Origin of the sequence: Marinobacter sp. GH_1, assembly GCF_048595985.1 — a bacterium.
Classification (GTDB): domain Bacteria; phylum Pseudomonadota; class Gammaproteobacteria; order Pseudomonadales; family Oleiphilaceae; genus Marinobacter; species Marinobacter shengliensis.
The window spans coordinates 2,174,836-2,189,464 of record NZ_CP184460.1; the positions used below are offsets into that span (position 1 = coordinate 2,174,836).

Annotated in this window: 15 protein-coding genes; 9 read left to right on the top strand and 6 right to left on the bottom strand. The window is 57.6% G+C overall.

The annotated features are described in order from the left end of the window. Nucleotides 1-29: 29 nt before the first annotated feature. The 5 genes from ACNSOI_RS09900 (at nucleotide 30) to ACNSOI_RS09920 (ending at nucleotide 3,753) form a co-directional block, all read left to right on the top strand. Nucleotides 30-1,091, top strand: coding sequence for an NAD(P)H-dependent glycerol-3-phosphate dehydrogenase (locus tag ACNSOI_RS09900; protein ID WP_420193922.1), 1,062 nt, complete (start codon nucleotides 30-32; stop codon nucleotides 1,089-1,091). Nucleotides 1,092-1,117: 26 nt separating this feature from the next. After that, complete coding sequence (gene sixA, locus ACNSOI_RS09905; RefSeq protein WP_106695740.1) at nucleotides 1,118-1,567, top strand: phosphohistidine phosphatase SixA; 450 nt, start codon at nucleotides 1,118-1,120, stop codon at nucleotides 1,565-1,567. 42 nt (nucleotides 1,568-1,609) lie between these two features. Continuing rightward, nucleotides 1,610-2,506 carry a radical SAM protein gene (locus ACNSOI_RS09910; RefSeq protein ID WP_420193923.1) on the top strand — a complete coding sequence of 299 codons (897 nt, stop codon included), beginning with the start codon at nucleotides 1,610-1,612 and terminating at the stop codon, nucleotides 2,504-2,506. 17 nt (nucleotides 2,507-2,523) lie between these two features. Then, nucleotides 2,524-3,090, top strand: coding sequence for a DUF1285 domain-containing protein (locus ACNSOI_RS09915; protein ID WP_286249679.1), 567 nt, complete (start codon nucleotides 2,524-2,526; stop codon nucleotides 3,088-3,090). Between the two features lie 201 nt (nucleotides 3,091-3,291). Then, nucleotides 3,292-3,753 (top strand): FKBP-type peptidyl-prolyl cis-trans isomerase, encoded by a 462-nt coding sequence (locus tag ACNSOI_RS09920; protein WP_058089788.1) that lies wholly within the window; start codon nucleotides 3,292-3,294, stop codon nucleotides 3,751-3,753. A gap of 118 nt (nucleotides 3,754-3,871) precedes the next feature. Here the strand turns inward: ACNSOI_RS09920 and ACNSOI_RS09925 are convergent, their stop codons facing one another. Then, entirely contained in the window at nucleotides 3,872-5,524 is a 1,653-nt protein-coding gene (locus tag ACNSOI_RS09925) for an electron transfer flavoprotein-ubiquinone oxidoreductase (RefSeq protein WP_420193924.1), read from the bottom strand. Between the two features lie 427 nt (nucleotides 5,525-5,951). On the opposite strand from ACNSOI_RS09925, the gene ACNSOI_RS09930 reads away from it, so the two are divergent. Next, nucleotides 5,952-6,701, top strand: a complete 750-nt coding sequence (locus tag ACNSOI_RS09930; protein ID WP_061332887.1) for an electron transfer flavoprotein subunit beta/FixA family protein — start codon at nucleotides 5,952-5,954, stop codon at nucleotides 6,699-6,701. Continuing rightward, nucleotides 6,702-7,643, top strand: coding sequence for an electron transfer flavoprotein subunit alpha/FixB family protein (locus ACNSOI_RS09935; protein ID WP_061332888.1), 942 nt, complete (start codon nucleotides 6,702-6,704; stop codon nucleotides 7,641-7,643). A gap of 30 nt (nucleotides 7,644-7,673) precedes the next feature. Here the strand turns inward: ACNSOI_RS09935 and ACNSOI_RS09940 are convergent, their stop codons facing one another. Beyond that, nucleotides 7,674-8,129 (bottom strand): hypothetical protein, encoded by a 456-nt coding sequence (locus ACNSOI_RS09940; RefSeq protein WP_106695744.1) that lies wholly within the window; start codon nucleotides 8,127-8,129, stop codon nucleotides 7,674-7,676. Between the two features lie 11 nt (nucleotides 8,130-8,140). Further along, entirely contained in the window at nucleotides 8,141-8,470 is a 330-nt protein-coding gene (locus ACNSOI_RS09945) for a hypothetical protein (protein ID WP_058089793.1), read from the bottom strand. 158 nt (nucleotides 8,471-8,628) lie between these two features. Here ACNSOI_RS09945 and ACNSOI_RS09950 point away from each other — a divergent pair, with 158 nt between their 5' ends. Both ACNSOI_RS09950 and ACNSOI_RS09955 read left to right on the top strand, forming a co-directional pair. Further along, nucleotides 8,629-9,042, top strand: a complete 414-nt coding sequence (locus tag ACNSOI_RS09950; protein WP_420193925.1) for a hypothetical protein — start codon at nucleotides 8,629-8,631, stop codon at nucleotides 9,040-9,042. 43 nt (nucleotides 9,043-9,085) lie between these two features. Next, the gene (locus tag ACNSOI_RS09955; protein WP_061332891.1) at nucleotides 9,086-10,327 is read left to right on the top strand and encodes a saccharopine dehydrogenase family protein; all 1,242 of its coding nucleotides are present in this window, start codon (nucleotides 9,086-9,088) and stop codon (nucleotides 10,325-10,327) included. A gap of 3 nt (nucleotides 10,328-10,330) precedes the next feature. Here the strand turns inward: ACNSOI_RS09955 and cydC are convergent, their stop codons facing one another. Genes cydC through cydB form a run of 3 tightly spaced genes read right to left on the bottom strand, consistent with a single transcriptional unit; the run spans nucleotide 10,331 to nucleotide 14,627 of the window. Then, nucleotides 10,331-11,977 (bottom strand): thiol reductant ABC exporter subunit CydC, encoded by a 1,647-nt coding sequence (gene cydC / locus ACNSOI_RS09960; protein ID WP_420193926.1) that lies wholly within the window; start codon nucleotides 11,975-11,977, stop codon nucleotides 10,331-10,333. Beyond that, a complete protein-coding gene (cydD, locus tag ACNSOI_RS09965; RefSeq protein ID WP_420193927.1) occupies nucleotides 11,952-13,625 on the bottom strand; it encodes a thiol reductant ABC exporter subunit CydD in 1,674 nt (557 codons plus the stop codon). Before cydD ends, cydC begins: the two co-directional genes overlap by 26 nt. Beyond that, nucleotides 13,626-14,627, bottom strand: coding sequence for a cytochrome d ubiquinol oxidase subunit II (cydB, locus tag ACNSOI_RS09970; protein ID WP_420193928.1), 1,002 nt, complete (start codon nucleotides 14,625-14,627; stop codon nucleotides 13,626-13,628). Between the last annotated feature and the right edge of the window lie 2 nt (nucleotides 14,628-14,629).

A 14,629-nucleotide genomic window follows, 5' to 3' on the forward strand; every position in this document is an offset into this window, starting at 1 on the left:
TGCCGCTTAAGCAACAAAACGGAACAGATATGTCTGAAAACGCAACTCTCCGCACCGCAGGCGCGGGCCCTCGTGACGTCGCCGTTCTGGGCGGTGGCAGTTTTGGTACTGCCATGACCAAGGTGCTTGGCGAAAATGGCCACACGGTCCATTTCTGGATGCGTGATGAAGAGCAGGCCGAAGATGTTCGTCAGAATCGTATCAACAAACGCTATATGCCAGGCATAACCCTGGAAGGCGATATCCAGCCCACGACCGATCTTTCAGACGCGGTTCGCAAAGCCGAAGTGGTGCTGGTTGCCATTCCCTCCAAGGCATTTCGTGCCGTTATCCGGGAAAACAGCCAGGTATTCCGGGACGGCCAGATTGTTGTCAGCCTGACCAAAGGCATTGAAGAGCACGGCTTCAAGCTGATGAGCGAGATACTTCAGGAGGAAATTCCCCGTTGTCGCTCTGGCGTGCTCAGCGGCCCAAACCTGGCGGCGGAAATTGTGAACCGGGAACTGACAGCCACGGTCATTGCCGCCAAAGATTCGGAGGTGCGCCGTGCCATCCAGGAACTGCTTGGTTGCGAGTATTTCCGCGTATACGCCAATGTCGACGTGTACGGCGTGGAGTTGGCTGGTGCGCTGAAGAACATCTATGCCATTGTCGCGGGTCTGGCCAATGCCCTGGAAATGGGTGAGAACGCCAAGGCGATGCTGATTACCCGGGGCCTGGCGGAAATGAGCCGGTTTGCGGTTAGTCTGGGCGCGAACCCGATGACTTTCATGGGGCTGGCCGGTGTCGGCGATCTCATTGCCACCTGCACGTCGAACAAAAGCCGGAACTTCCGTGTAGGTTATGCGGTCGGTAAGGGCAAGAAACTCGACGAAGCGGCTAAGGAGCTGGGGCAGGTAGCCGAGGGTATCTACACCCTGAAACTGGTCCGGGAGAAATCCGAAGCCATCGGTATCTACATGCCTCTGGTGCGCGGGCTCTATGAGATCCTATACGAGGGGGCGTCTATCAACGCGGTGATCAACAGCCTGATGATGGCGGTGCAGAATTCCGACGTCGAATTTATTCTGCCCCGCACCATCAGCCAGTAAGCCCACGCCGGGCAGGGAGGATTACCTTGCATCTGATCATCATGCGCCACGGTGAGGCCGGCTGGCACACCCTGGACCAGGAACGGGAGCTGACGGAAGCCGGCCGAGCCGGAGTCGCCTCTGTGGCTGCGCAGATTGCCAAGTCTCCCTGGCGGCCGGAGCGAATCTGGGCCAGTCCGTATACGCGCGCCCGCCAGACCGCGGCGATCGTGTCTGAAGTGCTCAATTGCCCGGTTGAAGAATGCCCGGTCATCACCCCGGATGACGACCCCGGAAAGTGCCTCGATCTGCTGCTGGAGAACAAGGCCTCGCCGCTGATGCTAGTGTCTCACATGCCGTTCGTTGGCTGTCTGTCCACCCTGTTGGTGGATGGCCACCGCAAAGGCATACCGTTCATGACTGCGCAGGCGGTGTTGCTCGACATGCCAGTGGTGGGACCCGGCTGCGCAGACTTGAAAGCCCAGTTTTTGCCCTGATCTTACCCATATCCAACTTCCCTGAATTGTTGCTGAGACGCCATGTACAGCTTTCCGATTGAGTACGTTGAGCCGGTGTTCCGGCCACCGAGTGAAGCCAAATCGCTGATACTGCCGGTAACCAACGGGTGCTCCTGGAACCAGTGCACCTTCTGTGAAATGTACACCCAACCCCAGAAAAAGTTCCGCGCGCGCAAACCCGACGATATCCGCCGTGATATTGCCCGGGCCGCTGAGGCCTTCGAATCCGTACCAAGGGTGTTTCTCGCGGACGGCGACGCCATGGTTCTGCCAACCCGACGCTTACTGGAAATTCTGGCAGACCTGAAGCAGGCTTTCCCAGGTCTGCGGAGGGTGTCGAGTTACTGTTTGCCCCGCAACCTGGCCAGGAAATCCCTGGAAGAACTTGTCGAGTTGCGGGAAGCCGGTTTGGGCATTTTGTACGTCGGTATGGAATCGGGTGATGACGAAGTGCTTCGCCGAATCAACAAGGGCGAAACCTGGGAGTCTACCCGGTCGGCTCTGGAGAAGATAAAGCAGGCGGGGCTGACCAGCTCTGTGATGGTGCTCAACGGTCTGGGGGGCGAGGTGCTCTCCCGGCAGCATGCCATCAACACGGCCACTCTGTGCAACGAGACTCAGCCCGATTACCTGTCCACGCTGGTGGTGAGCTTTCCCCAGGGTGAGGAGCGCTTTCGCGCCGGTTTCGGCGACGACTTCGTTCCCCTGAGTCAGCAGGGTCTGTTCGAAGAGATTCGGGTGTTTCTCGAGCACCTGGAACTGGACAGCACCATATTCCGTAGTGATCACGCATCCAATTACCTGGTCCTCAAGGGCAACCTTGGGCGCGATAAGCAGCGACTTCTCGGCGAGGTTGACCTTGCTATTCGTGACCCCGGCGCGGCGCCGCTGCGTGCCGAATGGATGCGCGGCCTGTAACCTGGGAGTTTCCGCCAATGAACATGAAGCCTGATGATATCGAACGATCGGTACAGCAACACAGTAGCGCAAAGGGCCTTCCGCCACTGCACCAGTGGCATCCGGAGTTGTCCGGCGACATGGACCTGGTGATCACCCGAGACGGCCAGTGGCTTTATCAGGGAGCCCCAATCGCGCGGGAAGCCACGGTTAAACTGTTCTCAACCATTTTGCGCCGGGAAGACGACGGGCACCATTACCTGGTCACACCTGTCGAGAAATGGCGCATCCAGGTGGAAGACACCCCCTTGTTGGCACACTCCCTGGAGCGCAAAGGAGAGGGCGCCGGGCAGGTGCTTTCACTAACCACCAACGTGGGTGAAATTCTTGAAATAGGGCCAGAGCATCCCCTGGCGGTGAGCCAGTACCCGAACAGCGACGAGCCCCGCCCAGTGGTTTACGTCCGCCACGGTATTGAGGCCCGATTGGTGACGGCGGCATTCTACGAGCTGGCTGATCTGGTGGAAGAGCAGCACGAAAATGGGGAAACCCAGTATGGCGTGCTTAGTCACGGAAAATTCTGGAAAATCGGGCAGGGCGGTTGAAAAGCGGAAGTTCGCCTCTATAAATAGGGTAGAAAACGCAGTCTGTCACTTGTTAAACTGTGTTTTCATACTTGTTACCGAGCCTGGCTCTCTAACGAGGCCCGGTGGTCGTTAGTCCCTCTGTGCAGTATGGCTGTTCACGAACACTTTCGATTGCCTACAATCTAAATACACAGTCATTGCGACACGCAAGGAGATCACATGGCCCAACCTCGTGTTGTCACCATCCATTACACGCTCACTAACGACCAGGGAGAGCAACTCGATTCCTCCCGTGTAGAAGGCCGTGAGCCGCTGTCTTACCTGGAAGGTGCACAAAACATTATCGGTGGACTGGAAAGTGCGCTGAACGAAAAGAACGCAGGCGATCAGGTGAAAGTATCCGTTGCTCCCGCCGAAGGCTATGGCGAAGTCAACGAAGAGCTGATTCAGCCGGTTCCGCGCTCTGCCTTTGAAGGCGTAGACACCATCGAGCCGGGCATGCAGTTCCAGGCTCAGACTCCGGGCGGTCCCCAGATCGTTCGTGTTGTGGAAGTCAGCGACGAAACCGTCACTATTGATGCCAACCACCCGCTGGCGGGCCAGACTCTGCACTTCGACGTAGAAGTGGTAGAAGCTCGCGAAGCAACTGACGAAGAGCAGGAGCACGGCCACGTGCACTGATCTCTTCCGAAAGGTTGATCAAAAAACGGCTCCTGCGGGAGCCGTTTTTTTTTGGAGTTTTGGCGCGGACACAAAAAAGCCGGAGACGAGCTCCGGCTTTTCTGGCTAGTGCACCCGATTACATATTCGGATAGTTCGGGCCACCGCCGCCTTCCGGCGTTACCCAGGTAATGTTCTGGGCAGGATCCTTGATGTCACAGGTCTTGCAGTGAACACAGTTCTGGGCATTGATCTGGAACTTCTTGCCACTGCCGTCGTCTTTCTCGACCACTTCGTATACGCCGGCCGGGCAGTAACGCTGTGCTGGCTCGTCGTACTTGGGCAGATTTTCCTTCAGCGGAATGTCCGGATCAGTCAGTTTCAGGTGAACCGGCTGGTCTTCCTCATGGTTGGTGTTGGAAATGAACACCGAGGACAGGCGATCGAAGGTCAATTTGTTATCCGGCTTCGGATAGCTGATCTTCTTGCACTCAGACGCTGGCTTCAGGGTGGCGTAGTCCGGAGTGGTATCGCGGAAGGTGATCGGCAGACTACCACGCAGAATGTTCTGCTCAAAGAAGGCAATGGCGCCGCCTACAACGTTACCGAACTTGTGCATGGCCGGGCCAAAGTTGCGCTCGGCGTAAAGTTCTTTGTACAGCCAGCTGTCTTCAAAGCGCTTCTGGAAGCTGGTGATCTCTTCGCCAGCCTTACCTTCCTTCAGGGCCTCAAACACGGCTTCTGCGCCCAGCAGGCCAGACTTCATGGCGGTATGGGAGCCTTTGATCTTGGAGCTGTTCAGGGTGCCGGCGTCACAACCCAGCAACAGACCACCGGGGAAGCTCATCTTCGGCAAGGCGTTGTAGCCACCCTTGGAAATGGCGCGGGCGCCGTAGGCAACGCGCTTGCCGCCTTCCAGATACTTCTTGATTTCCGGATGGTGCTTGAGGCGCTGGAATTCCTCGAACGGGCTCAGATGCGGGTTGCTGTAAGACAGATCGGTGATCAGGCCGACATAAACCTGGCCGTTTTCCAGGTGATACAGGAAGGACCCACCGGTGGAACCGGACTCGTTCAGCGGCCAGCCAGTGGTATGAACCACCAGGCCGGGCTCGTGTTTGGCCGGGTCAATGTCCCACAGCTCCTTGATGCCGATGCCGTAGTGCTGCGGGTCTTTGCCTTCGTCCAGCTTGAAATCGCTGATCAGGCGCTTGCCCAGGTGACCGCGACAGCCTTCGGTGAACAGGGTGTACTTGGCGCGCAGTTCCATGCCCGGCATATAGCCGTCTTTCTCGGAGCCGTCACGGGCCACGCCCATATCGCCAGTAATGATGCCTTTAACCTGGCCATCTTCGATGATGGTCTCAGACGCGGCAAACCCCGGGTAAACCTCAACGCCCAGCTGCTCGGCCTGTTCGGCGAGCCAGCGGCACAGGTTGCCAAGGCTGATAATGTAGTTGCCGTGGTTGTGCATGTTCTTGGGCACAAAGGCGTTAGGAATCTTGGTGGCTTTTTCCTGGTTCTTGAGCAGGAAAATATCGTCCCGGGTAACCGGCGTGTTCAGTGGCGCGCCTTTCTCTTTCCAGTCCGGGAACAGTTCGTTCAGGGCTGTTGGCTCAAATACGGTACCGGCGAGGATGTGCGCGCCGATTTCGGAACCTTTTTCAACCACACATACAGTCAGTTCTTCGCCAGCTTCCTGCGCCAGTTGCATCACGCGGCAGGCTGCAGACAGGCCAGCAGGGCCGCCGCCGACGATCAGAACATCAAATTCCATCGATTCGCGTTCCACGTTGGTCTCCTCAAACAGCTTCTTTTAGTGGGTGTTGTTTGCCCGCAGGCCTAACTCAATTCATTCAGGGGCGCCATCATACCGGTAAAAGTGCCTATAGACGACAGCCCCAAGCCTGAAACACAGGCCCTTTGTCCCGAAAGGATAACGCATTTCAGGAATCAAACAAACGTTTGTTTGAAATTTGCGCTTACCTTTGGCATTGTACGTATACACCGAAATATCGTGTGTTTTGAGTCGATTTTTAGTATCGTCTCATTGCCAGGCCGGGTCAACCCGGTCTATTGGCTGTGAAGGCAGTCCTGAAGCGTCGAATGGGGCTATTGACCGTGTAGACCGTAGCCTGCAATATTATTGCGCACTACCCGGCAGGCTCCCCGTTTAGGATTGCGAGTCATTAAACCCATCGTAGAAGAACGAGGAATCTATGAAGGTTCTGGTCGCTGTAAAACGAGTTATCGACTACAACGTGAAGGTGCGCGTCAAGCCGGACAACACCGGTGTTGACCTCGCCAACGTCAAGATGGCAATGAACCCGTTCTGCGAAATCGCTGTTGAAGAAGCGGTTCGTCTGAAAGAGAAGGGTGTTGCCAGTGAAATCGTTGTTGTATCCATTGGACCGAAAGCTGCTCAGGAGCAAATCCGTACTGCTCTGGCTCTGGGTGCTGACCGTGGTATCCACATCGAGACTGACGAAGAAGTTCAGTCCCTCGAAGCGGCCAAGCTGCTGAAGGCTGTCGTTGAGAAAGAAGAGCCGAAGCTGGTTATTCTTGGCAAACAGTCTATCGATTCCGACAACAACCAGACTGGCCAGATGCTGGCTGCTCTGACTGGCATGGGTCAGGGTACTTTCGCTTCCGAAGTGGTTGTTGATGGTGAAAAGGTTAACGTAACCCGTGAAGTAGACGGCGGTCTGATGACTGTTGCTCTGAACCTGCCTGCGGTTGTTACCACTGACCTGCGCCTGAACGAGCCGCGTTACGCTTCTCTGCCGAACATCATGAAGGCCAAGAAGAAGCCGCTGGACGCCGTGAGCCCCGCCGATCTGGGTGTTGAAATCGCCCCGCGCCTGTCCACCCTGAAGGTCGAAGCCCCGGCTGCACGCCAGGCTGGTATCAAGGTGGCTGACGTAGCTGAGCTGGTGGACAAACTGAAGAACGAAGCGAAGGTGATCTAAATGAGCATCCTGGTAATTGCTGAACACGACAACAGCAGCCTCAAGCAGGCTACCCTGAATGTTGTAGCGGCTGCCAAGGCCATCGGTGGTGACATCGACGTGCTGGTCGCCGGTGAGAACGTAGGCGCCGTCGCTGAAGCCGCTGCCAAGGCAGAAGGCGTGAACAAGGTACTGGTTGCCGACAATGCTGCCTACGGTCATTTCCTGGCCGAAAACCTGGGCGAGCTGGTTGCTGAAGTAGGTAAAGGCTACAGCCACATCCTGGCGGCTGCCGGTACTACCGGTAAAGACTTCATGCCGCGCGTTGCAGCGCTGCTGGACGTTGCCCAGGTGTCTGACATCGTGCGCGTTGAATCCGAGGACACGTTTGTTCGTCCGATCTACGCGGGTAACGCCATCGCCACTGTTAAGGCGAGCGACGCCATCAAGGTTATCACGGTACGCCCGACCGGTTTCGACCCGGTAGCTGCCGAAGGTGGTTCCGCTTCCGTTGAGCAGCTGGACGTTGTAAAAGACGCCGGCCTGTCTTCCTTCGTTGGTGAAGAGAAAGCCCAGTCTGATCGTCCGGATCTGGCTTCTGCCGGTATCGTTATCTCCGGTGGCCGCGGCATGCAGAACGGCGACAACTTCAAGATGCTGGAGCAGGTTGCTGACCTGATGGGCGCTGCCGTTGGTGCATCCCGCGCCGCGGTTGACGCAGGTTTCGTACCCAACGACATGCAGGTTGGCCAGACCGGCAAGATCGTTGCGCCGCAGCTGTACATCGCGGTCGGCATCTCCGGTGCCATCCAGCACCTGGCCGGTATGTCTGATTCCAAGGTGATCGTTGCGATCAACAAGGATGAAGAAGCGCCGATCTTCCAGGTTGCTGATTACGGCCTGGTTGCGGATCTGTTTGAAGCCGTACCGCAGTTGGAAGAAGAGCTTAAGAAAGTCCTGTAACTTTCTGTTAGTTCGATCAAAAAAGGCGCCTCAGGGCGCCTTTTTTGGTTTTGAAGCAATGCGTTTTTCCGCTTTGCTGATAATCAGCGTGTCTGCCAGGATGTGCAGGGCACGATTGGTGGTTCTCACCGCCTGATAAACCTGTTCACTTTTCTGGTGATGGGTTTGCCGGGCCTTACGGGTACTGTCTTTGAACTCCTCATCCTTGGAGAACATGTCGATCAGACCGAAGGTGGTGTTGGCTATCGCCTTATGCACCTTCTCAACCGCAGAAGCGCCGCCTGAGACGGTATCTTCGAGAAGTCGGGCCCGGTTGCGCACTTCCGCCAGGTCCATCCGGCTCTTCTGGATGGCGCTACGGGCCGCAATTCGATGGGCATTGATAATCAGTAACCGTTTTCGGGTTTGGTTCGACAGACGGAACCCCGAAAAAAGAAGCGTTGCCGTGCCGGCAAGGCAAATGATGACCAGAACCTGAGAGACCATAGCCGTGCTCCTCAGCGATACTCAATGTGCATTTCAACGTCGATATCCCGCTCAAACAGTTCGCTTTCCAGTTCTTTCATGACTTCCTGATAGACCATTTTCCGGGTCATAACCGGCAGTTTGTCTGCCAGCGCCCGGCCGGTTCGGGATTCGCGCTTTGCCAGGGCAATCGGATCCAGCACCCGCAACGTAAGCACCAGTTCCGGTTCGCGATGGATATCACTGATATCCTCGTTTTCGAGCATGTTGTTGATCATTTTGCGCTGTTCAAGCAGTTGCCAAAGCAGTAAACCGCTGATGGCCAGCAATATCAGGCTTGTGATGGTCAGAAAGATGATCAAGGGATGCCTCCACACTTGTGTCATTATGCGCCACAGTGTGCAACAAGCTGTATGACAAACGATTGGCCGGCCGGACGCCTGTTATGGTGTATCCGGGAAAGTCGTGCCGGTTTTAAACCTGTTACCATCAATTCAATGAAACTCGAAAGGAATCCAATATGGTCTGGATAAAGGCGTTTGTTGCGGGCTTTCTGGCAACACTGATTTTCCATCAGGGGCTATTTGCCGTGTTTTACCTGGCAGGTGCCGCACCCGCAGCGCCATTTAACCTTACTCCCGTGCCGCCATTGGGGGTACCATCGGTGATCTCCCTGGCATTTTTCGGCGGCTTATGGGGTGTCGCGATATGGGCCATCGCCGGCCGCCTGAAAGGAGCGTTGTACTGGCTTGGCCATGTGATACTGGGTGCCGTCGGCCCAACCGCCGTAGCGATGCTGGTTGTCTTTCCGATGAAGGGTTTGGCAGTATCAGCTCAGACTTGGGTAGGTGGTCTCATTCTTAACGGCTTCTGGGGGCTGGGAGTGGCCGTATTTATGGTGCTGATGGCAGCAAAAGCGTCTCGCCAACCCTGACCGATCAGAGATATTCGTACACGCAAACCAAAAAGGACATGTAATGACGAATTCCAAGCAGGCAGACTATGATCTGGTGGTATTTGGTGCCACCAGCTTTGTGGGCCAGATTCTGACCCGATACCTGGTAGAGAACTATGGCGCGGCCGGCAAGGTGAAGTGGGCGATCGCTGGCCGTTCAGAGGGCAAGCTGAATACCCTCAAAGCCGAACTGGGTGCTCAGGCTGCGGACTTGCCGGTTCTGGTGGCAGACGCGGCCGACGATGCCGCACTGGCGGGCATGTGCCGACAGACCCGCGTGGTGATCTCCACCGTTGGCCCATACGCATTGTATGGTGAACCGCTGGTCAAGGCCTGCGTGGACACTGGCACCGATTATTGCGACCTGACCGGTGAGGTGCAGTGGATTCGCCGGATGGTCGAGGGCTATGAAGCCCAGGCCAGGAAAACCGGTGCTCGCATTGTCCATTGCTGCGGTTTCGACTCAATCCCGTCTGATATGGGCGTCTGGTTCCTGCAGCAGCAGGCTGAGAAAGCCTTCGGCAAAACCTGCCAGGATGTGCGCATGCGGGTGAAGGTCGCCAAGGGCGGCTTGTCCGGTGGCACCGTGGCATCCATGATTAACGTGGCCAAAGAAGCTGGCGCCGATCCGAAACTGCGCAAGGAGCTGGCCAATCCCTTCTCGATCTGCCCGGAGGGCCACCGTTCGAAGGTGCGTCAGCCCAGCCTGAAAACCGCAGAGTACGACAAAGACTTTGACGTGTGGCTGGCGCCGTTCGTGATGGGTGCCATCAACACCCGCGTGGTGCACCGTTCAAACGCGCTTCAGAAGGCCCGTTACGGTCAGGAGTTCACCTACGACGAAGCGATGATGACCGGAAAGGGCGCCAAAGGCCGCCTGACCGCTTACGGCATCACCGCCGCACTTGGCGCTTTCTTTACCGCTTCCGCCATCAAGCCAACCCGTTGGGTGGTTGAGAAGTTGGTGCCCAAGCCCGGTGAGGGCCCAAGCCCGGAAGACCAGGAAAACGGCTTCTATGACCTGCGTTTTGTGGGGCGTACCACAGACGGCAAGACCATCATCACCAAAGTCACCGGCGATCGGGATCCGGGTTACGGTTCCACGGCCAAAATGCTGGGCGAGGCAGGCCTGTGCCTGGCGTTTGATTTGTCAGACGATGACCAGGGCGGTTTCTGGACGCCGGCTTCCATGCTGGATGGAAAACTGCTGGAGCGCCTGACCAGCAAAGCTGGCCTGACTTTCGACGTGTTAGAAACCCGCTGAGGGTCAATTCAGATGCAGGGTATGGCCGGAGGAGGGCAATAGCGCCTCCGGTCCATGCCCCAGGCAGATAACCGCTCGATCTTCCAGCCATCGATTGATCTGGGGCGCTATCCGCCCCCTGGTGTCTGTATCCACTCCAGTAAAAGGTTCATCCAGAATCACCAGGGGTGCCGTGCTCAGCAACACCCTCGCCAGCACCAGACGCCTTGCCTCACCACCAGACAGCCGGTTACCGGCACTCCCCAGCCAGGTGGATAAACCTTCGGCTTCACGGGCAAACCTGTCTGCCAGCTCTACCAGTTCCAGAACACGCCATAGATCCCCATCGGTAGCATTGGGGTTGCCCAATAACAGATTGGCTTTAACCGTGTCTTCGAACACCACCGTCGCTTGTGTGAGATAGGCGCAGGGCAGGGAGGCGAGTTTCCCTTGCCGGGGCGGAATCACGCCGGCGAAGGTATCCGCCAGGGTAGATTTACCGGAGCCGGAGGCGCCAACAATGCCGAGTCGTTCTCCTGGGCCAACCTTGAGGCTGAAATGGGTCAGAACCGGTGGCAGCCCTGGGTGGCCAACCGAGAGATCCCGTGCTTCCAGTGCATTGGCGGTGGCTTCTGCCGGCTGCCTGTCAAACGCTGAAGAATAATCGGTTCCCGGAGCGGGCTGCACCTCCTGGTTCAGGCGCCGGGCTGCAGACAGGGTGGCGCCGAGTTTGGCAAAGGCATCGGGCAGCATGGCATAGACTTCCAGCAGTCCCATCAGGGCGATGGGCAGCAGAACCAGCACGGGGCCGGTTACCGATCCCTGGTTAAACAGGGTAATACCAACCCACAGTGTCACCACAACCGCCAGATTCACGATTAACTGCGTGGCTGCCTGATGCCATCCGGCACGGCTATCCACCCGCGCCTGGGTTCTGGACATCGACAGCGCTTGCCTCATCAACCGGCCGGAGTGTTTGCCCGTGCGCCCGGCTGCAGTGAGTTCGGCAAATCCTTCCAGGTGCTCAATAACATCGCCACGGAGTTTCTCCTGCTGGTCACTTAGCTGGCCCGATAAGTGTTGTGTACCGGCGAACACTCGCCAACTCGAAAGCAAGATAGCCACCGCCAACAGTATTAGCAGTATCAGCGCCAATGAGCCCGAGAACAGCAGCCATGCTGAGAGCACCAGCAACACGCTGACGACCCCGGCCAGGGCCGTGGGCGCGATCACCCGAAGGTACAGGGTATCCAGAGCATCCACGTCTGCGGTAAGCCTGGATAGCCATTGGGCGCCAGATTTCTGGCCCCGGTCACGGTGTCCGGCTTCGGCCATTCGGTTAAACAGGGCAACACGAATATCGGTTAGCAACTGCAGTACCGTGTTGTGGTTGTACACCCGCTCAAGATAGCGGGAGACCGTGCGGGACACCGCGAAAAAACGGATGCCGCCGCCCGGAACGTACAGGTTGATGTAGGCTTGTGTGCCAGCGGCCAGCAGCAGGCCCACCAGTGCGGTCTCGGTCAGGAACCAGCCCGACAAGGCCAATAACCCGATACCGGAGAGCAGGGTAGCCAGCAACAACAGGGCACCAACCACCAGGCGGCCGCGCCGCTGAAGAATCAGGTCCAGCCAGGGCTTGAGCTCATGCATGGCGAACCTCGCCGTCATTGACAATCAGCACCTGGTCCGCGAGGGCCAGCAGGGCTTGGTGATGCGTTGAGAAAACCAGCGTCTTGCCCGCTTCCGCCAGTTTGTGAAGCGCTTCCAGAACCAGAATCTCGCTGGTCGCGTCCAGCCCGGCGGTGGGTTCATCCAGCAGGATCAGGTCATAATCCGCCAGGAAAATACGTGCCAGGCTCAGCCTGCGAGCCTGCCCGCCGGACAACCCCTGGCCATCTTCCCCGATCAAACTGTGAATACCCTGGTCCCGGCTTTCAAGCACACTGCCCAGGCCCACCAGGCGCAGCGCGTTCTCAATGGCAATGTCTGATGCCTCCGGACTGGTCAGGCGGAGGTTGTCTGCCCAGGAGCCCTGTATCCAGAACCCGCGCTGGCCAAGCCAGCCAAACGGGCACTGGCCGGGTGGCTGGCCGAACACGCTGATGGCACCGCTATCCGGCTGGATAAACCCTGCCATCAAGTGCAACAAAGAGGATTTGCCACCTCCGGAGGCCCCGGTCAGCGCAACCGCTTTTCCACGCTCGATGGTCAGGTCAAGGTTGGCGAGTACCGGCTTGCCGCCCAGGTAGCTGAGGGTGACGTTGTCCAGGCTAAGACCGTGATCCGGCAACGATGCGGGCGTATCGGATGCAGGCTCCCCGCCAACGGGGGTTGCCAGTCGAGCAAGGATTTCAGCACCTGCGCCAAGAGCGGCGGCCCGGTCGTGGTAGTGTTGCGACAGCGTTCGCAGCGGCTGGAAGAACTCCGGCGCCAGCAACAGAATCAACAAACCGGAGAAGAGTGTGAGGTCCGCGCTGGGCCCATAAGTGATGTAGCCCAGCAATCCAAAACCAATGTAGATGGCGATCACTGCGATGGCGACGGAGGCAAAAAACTCCAGTACAGCGGAAGACAGAAAGGCCACCTTGAGGGTTTTCATGGTGATCTTACGGTATTGGTCAGACCGCCGATGCAGGGTGCGGGAAGCATCCTCCGTCTGACGAAACAATTGCAGGGTTGTGAGGCCGCGGACCTTGTCCAGAAACTGGCCAGATAATCGACTGATGGTCTCGAAATGCTGCTGGTTGACCTTCTCGGCACCCATTCCCACCAGTGCCATGAAGATCGGAATCAGCGGCGCGGAAAGCAGCAGAAAAATGCCCGCCAGCCAGTCCAGCCAGAACACCAGAACCAGAATGGCCAATGGCACAATCACCGACAACGACATTTGCGGCAGGAAGCGGGCGAAATAACCATGCAATGCTTCCACATGGTCCAGCCATTCCCGGGCCAGAGTGCCGGCCGAACTGTCGGCGAGCGCCACCGGGCCGGCATCCCGCCAGTGGCGGTGAATCTGCCGTCGGGCATCGCGCCGCACCTGTTCGCTGCAGCGCGCCGCAAACTGTGTCTGGAAACCCTGGCCCAGCGTGCGAACCAGCAGCGTAGCCACCAGGGCCACGAACCAGGGTGCGAGTGTAGACGCAGTCTGGCCCTCAATGACGATTTGGTGCACCAGCCAGGCCAGCAGAGCCATCTGAACGATGGTTGCCAGCCCGACCAGCACCCCGGCTACGACCGTGGCGCGAATCCACCGCTGGTTTTTCCGGGCGAGCCCGGCAAGCCATTGGCGAATCTCAGCCTGGGCCGGTTCCGCCACTCAGTGGTACCCCTCACCTGCACGGACTTTGCCGCGAAATACCCAGTAGGTCCAGGCGGTGTAAGCCAGCACGATGGGGATAACGAAGAGCAGCCCCAGCAGCAGGAACAGCTGTGATTCATAGGCAGAGGCGGCATCCCACAGGGTGTACTCCGGGGGAACCACATAGGGCCAGCGGCTGACAATCAGGCCCAGGTAAGTGGTGATGAACAGCCCCATGGTCGCCACAAATGGCATGCCCTCGAAGCGATTGCGAACCGAGCGCCAGATCTGGAACGCACACAGCAGAGTCAATGCGGGCAGAACCCAGATGACTGTGATGTGATCAAACCAGCGCTCACGGACCATGTCATCCACGAACGGGGTCCATACGCTGATGATGGCGAAGATCACCAGCACCGCGATCAGCAGAGGTGTAGTAATACGGTATGCCCACTCCTGCAACCGGCCTTCCGTCTTCATGATCAACCAGGTGGAGCCCAGTAAGGCATAACCGGCAAGCAGGCCAAGACCGGTCAACACCGTAAAGGGTGTCAGCCAGTCAAGAGCGCCACCGGAGTAGGCACCGTTGGTAGTTTCAAAGCCCTGAATATAGGCGCCAACCACAGCACCCTGAGCAAAAGCAGCGATGGTGGAGCCGCCGGCGAAGGCCCAGTTCCAGAGATAGCGGGAGGTCCGGGCCTTAAACCGAAACTCGAAGGCTACACCCCGGAAAATCAATCCGGCAAGCATCAGAAATACGCCAATATAGAGCGCAGGCAGGATGATGGAATACACCAGCGGGAAGGCTGCTAACAAGCCGGCGCCACCAAGCACCAGCCAGGTTTCGTTGCCATCCCATACCGGAGCCACGGTATTCATCATGGTGTCTCGGTCGGTCTCCGTTGGGGCGAAGGGGAACAGGATGCCCACACCCAGATCGAAACCATCCATCAACACATACATGATCACGCCGAAGCCAATAATGAATGCCCAGATCAAAGACAGATTGAACAGTTCCATGA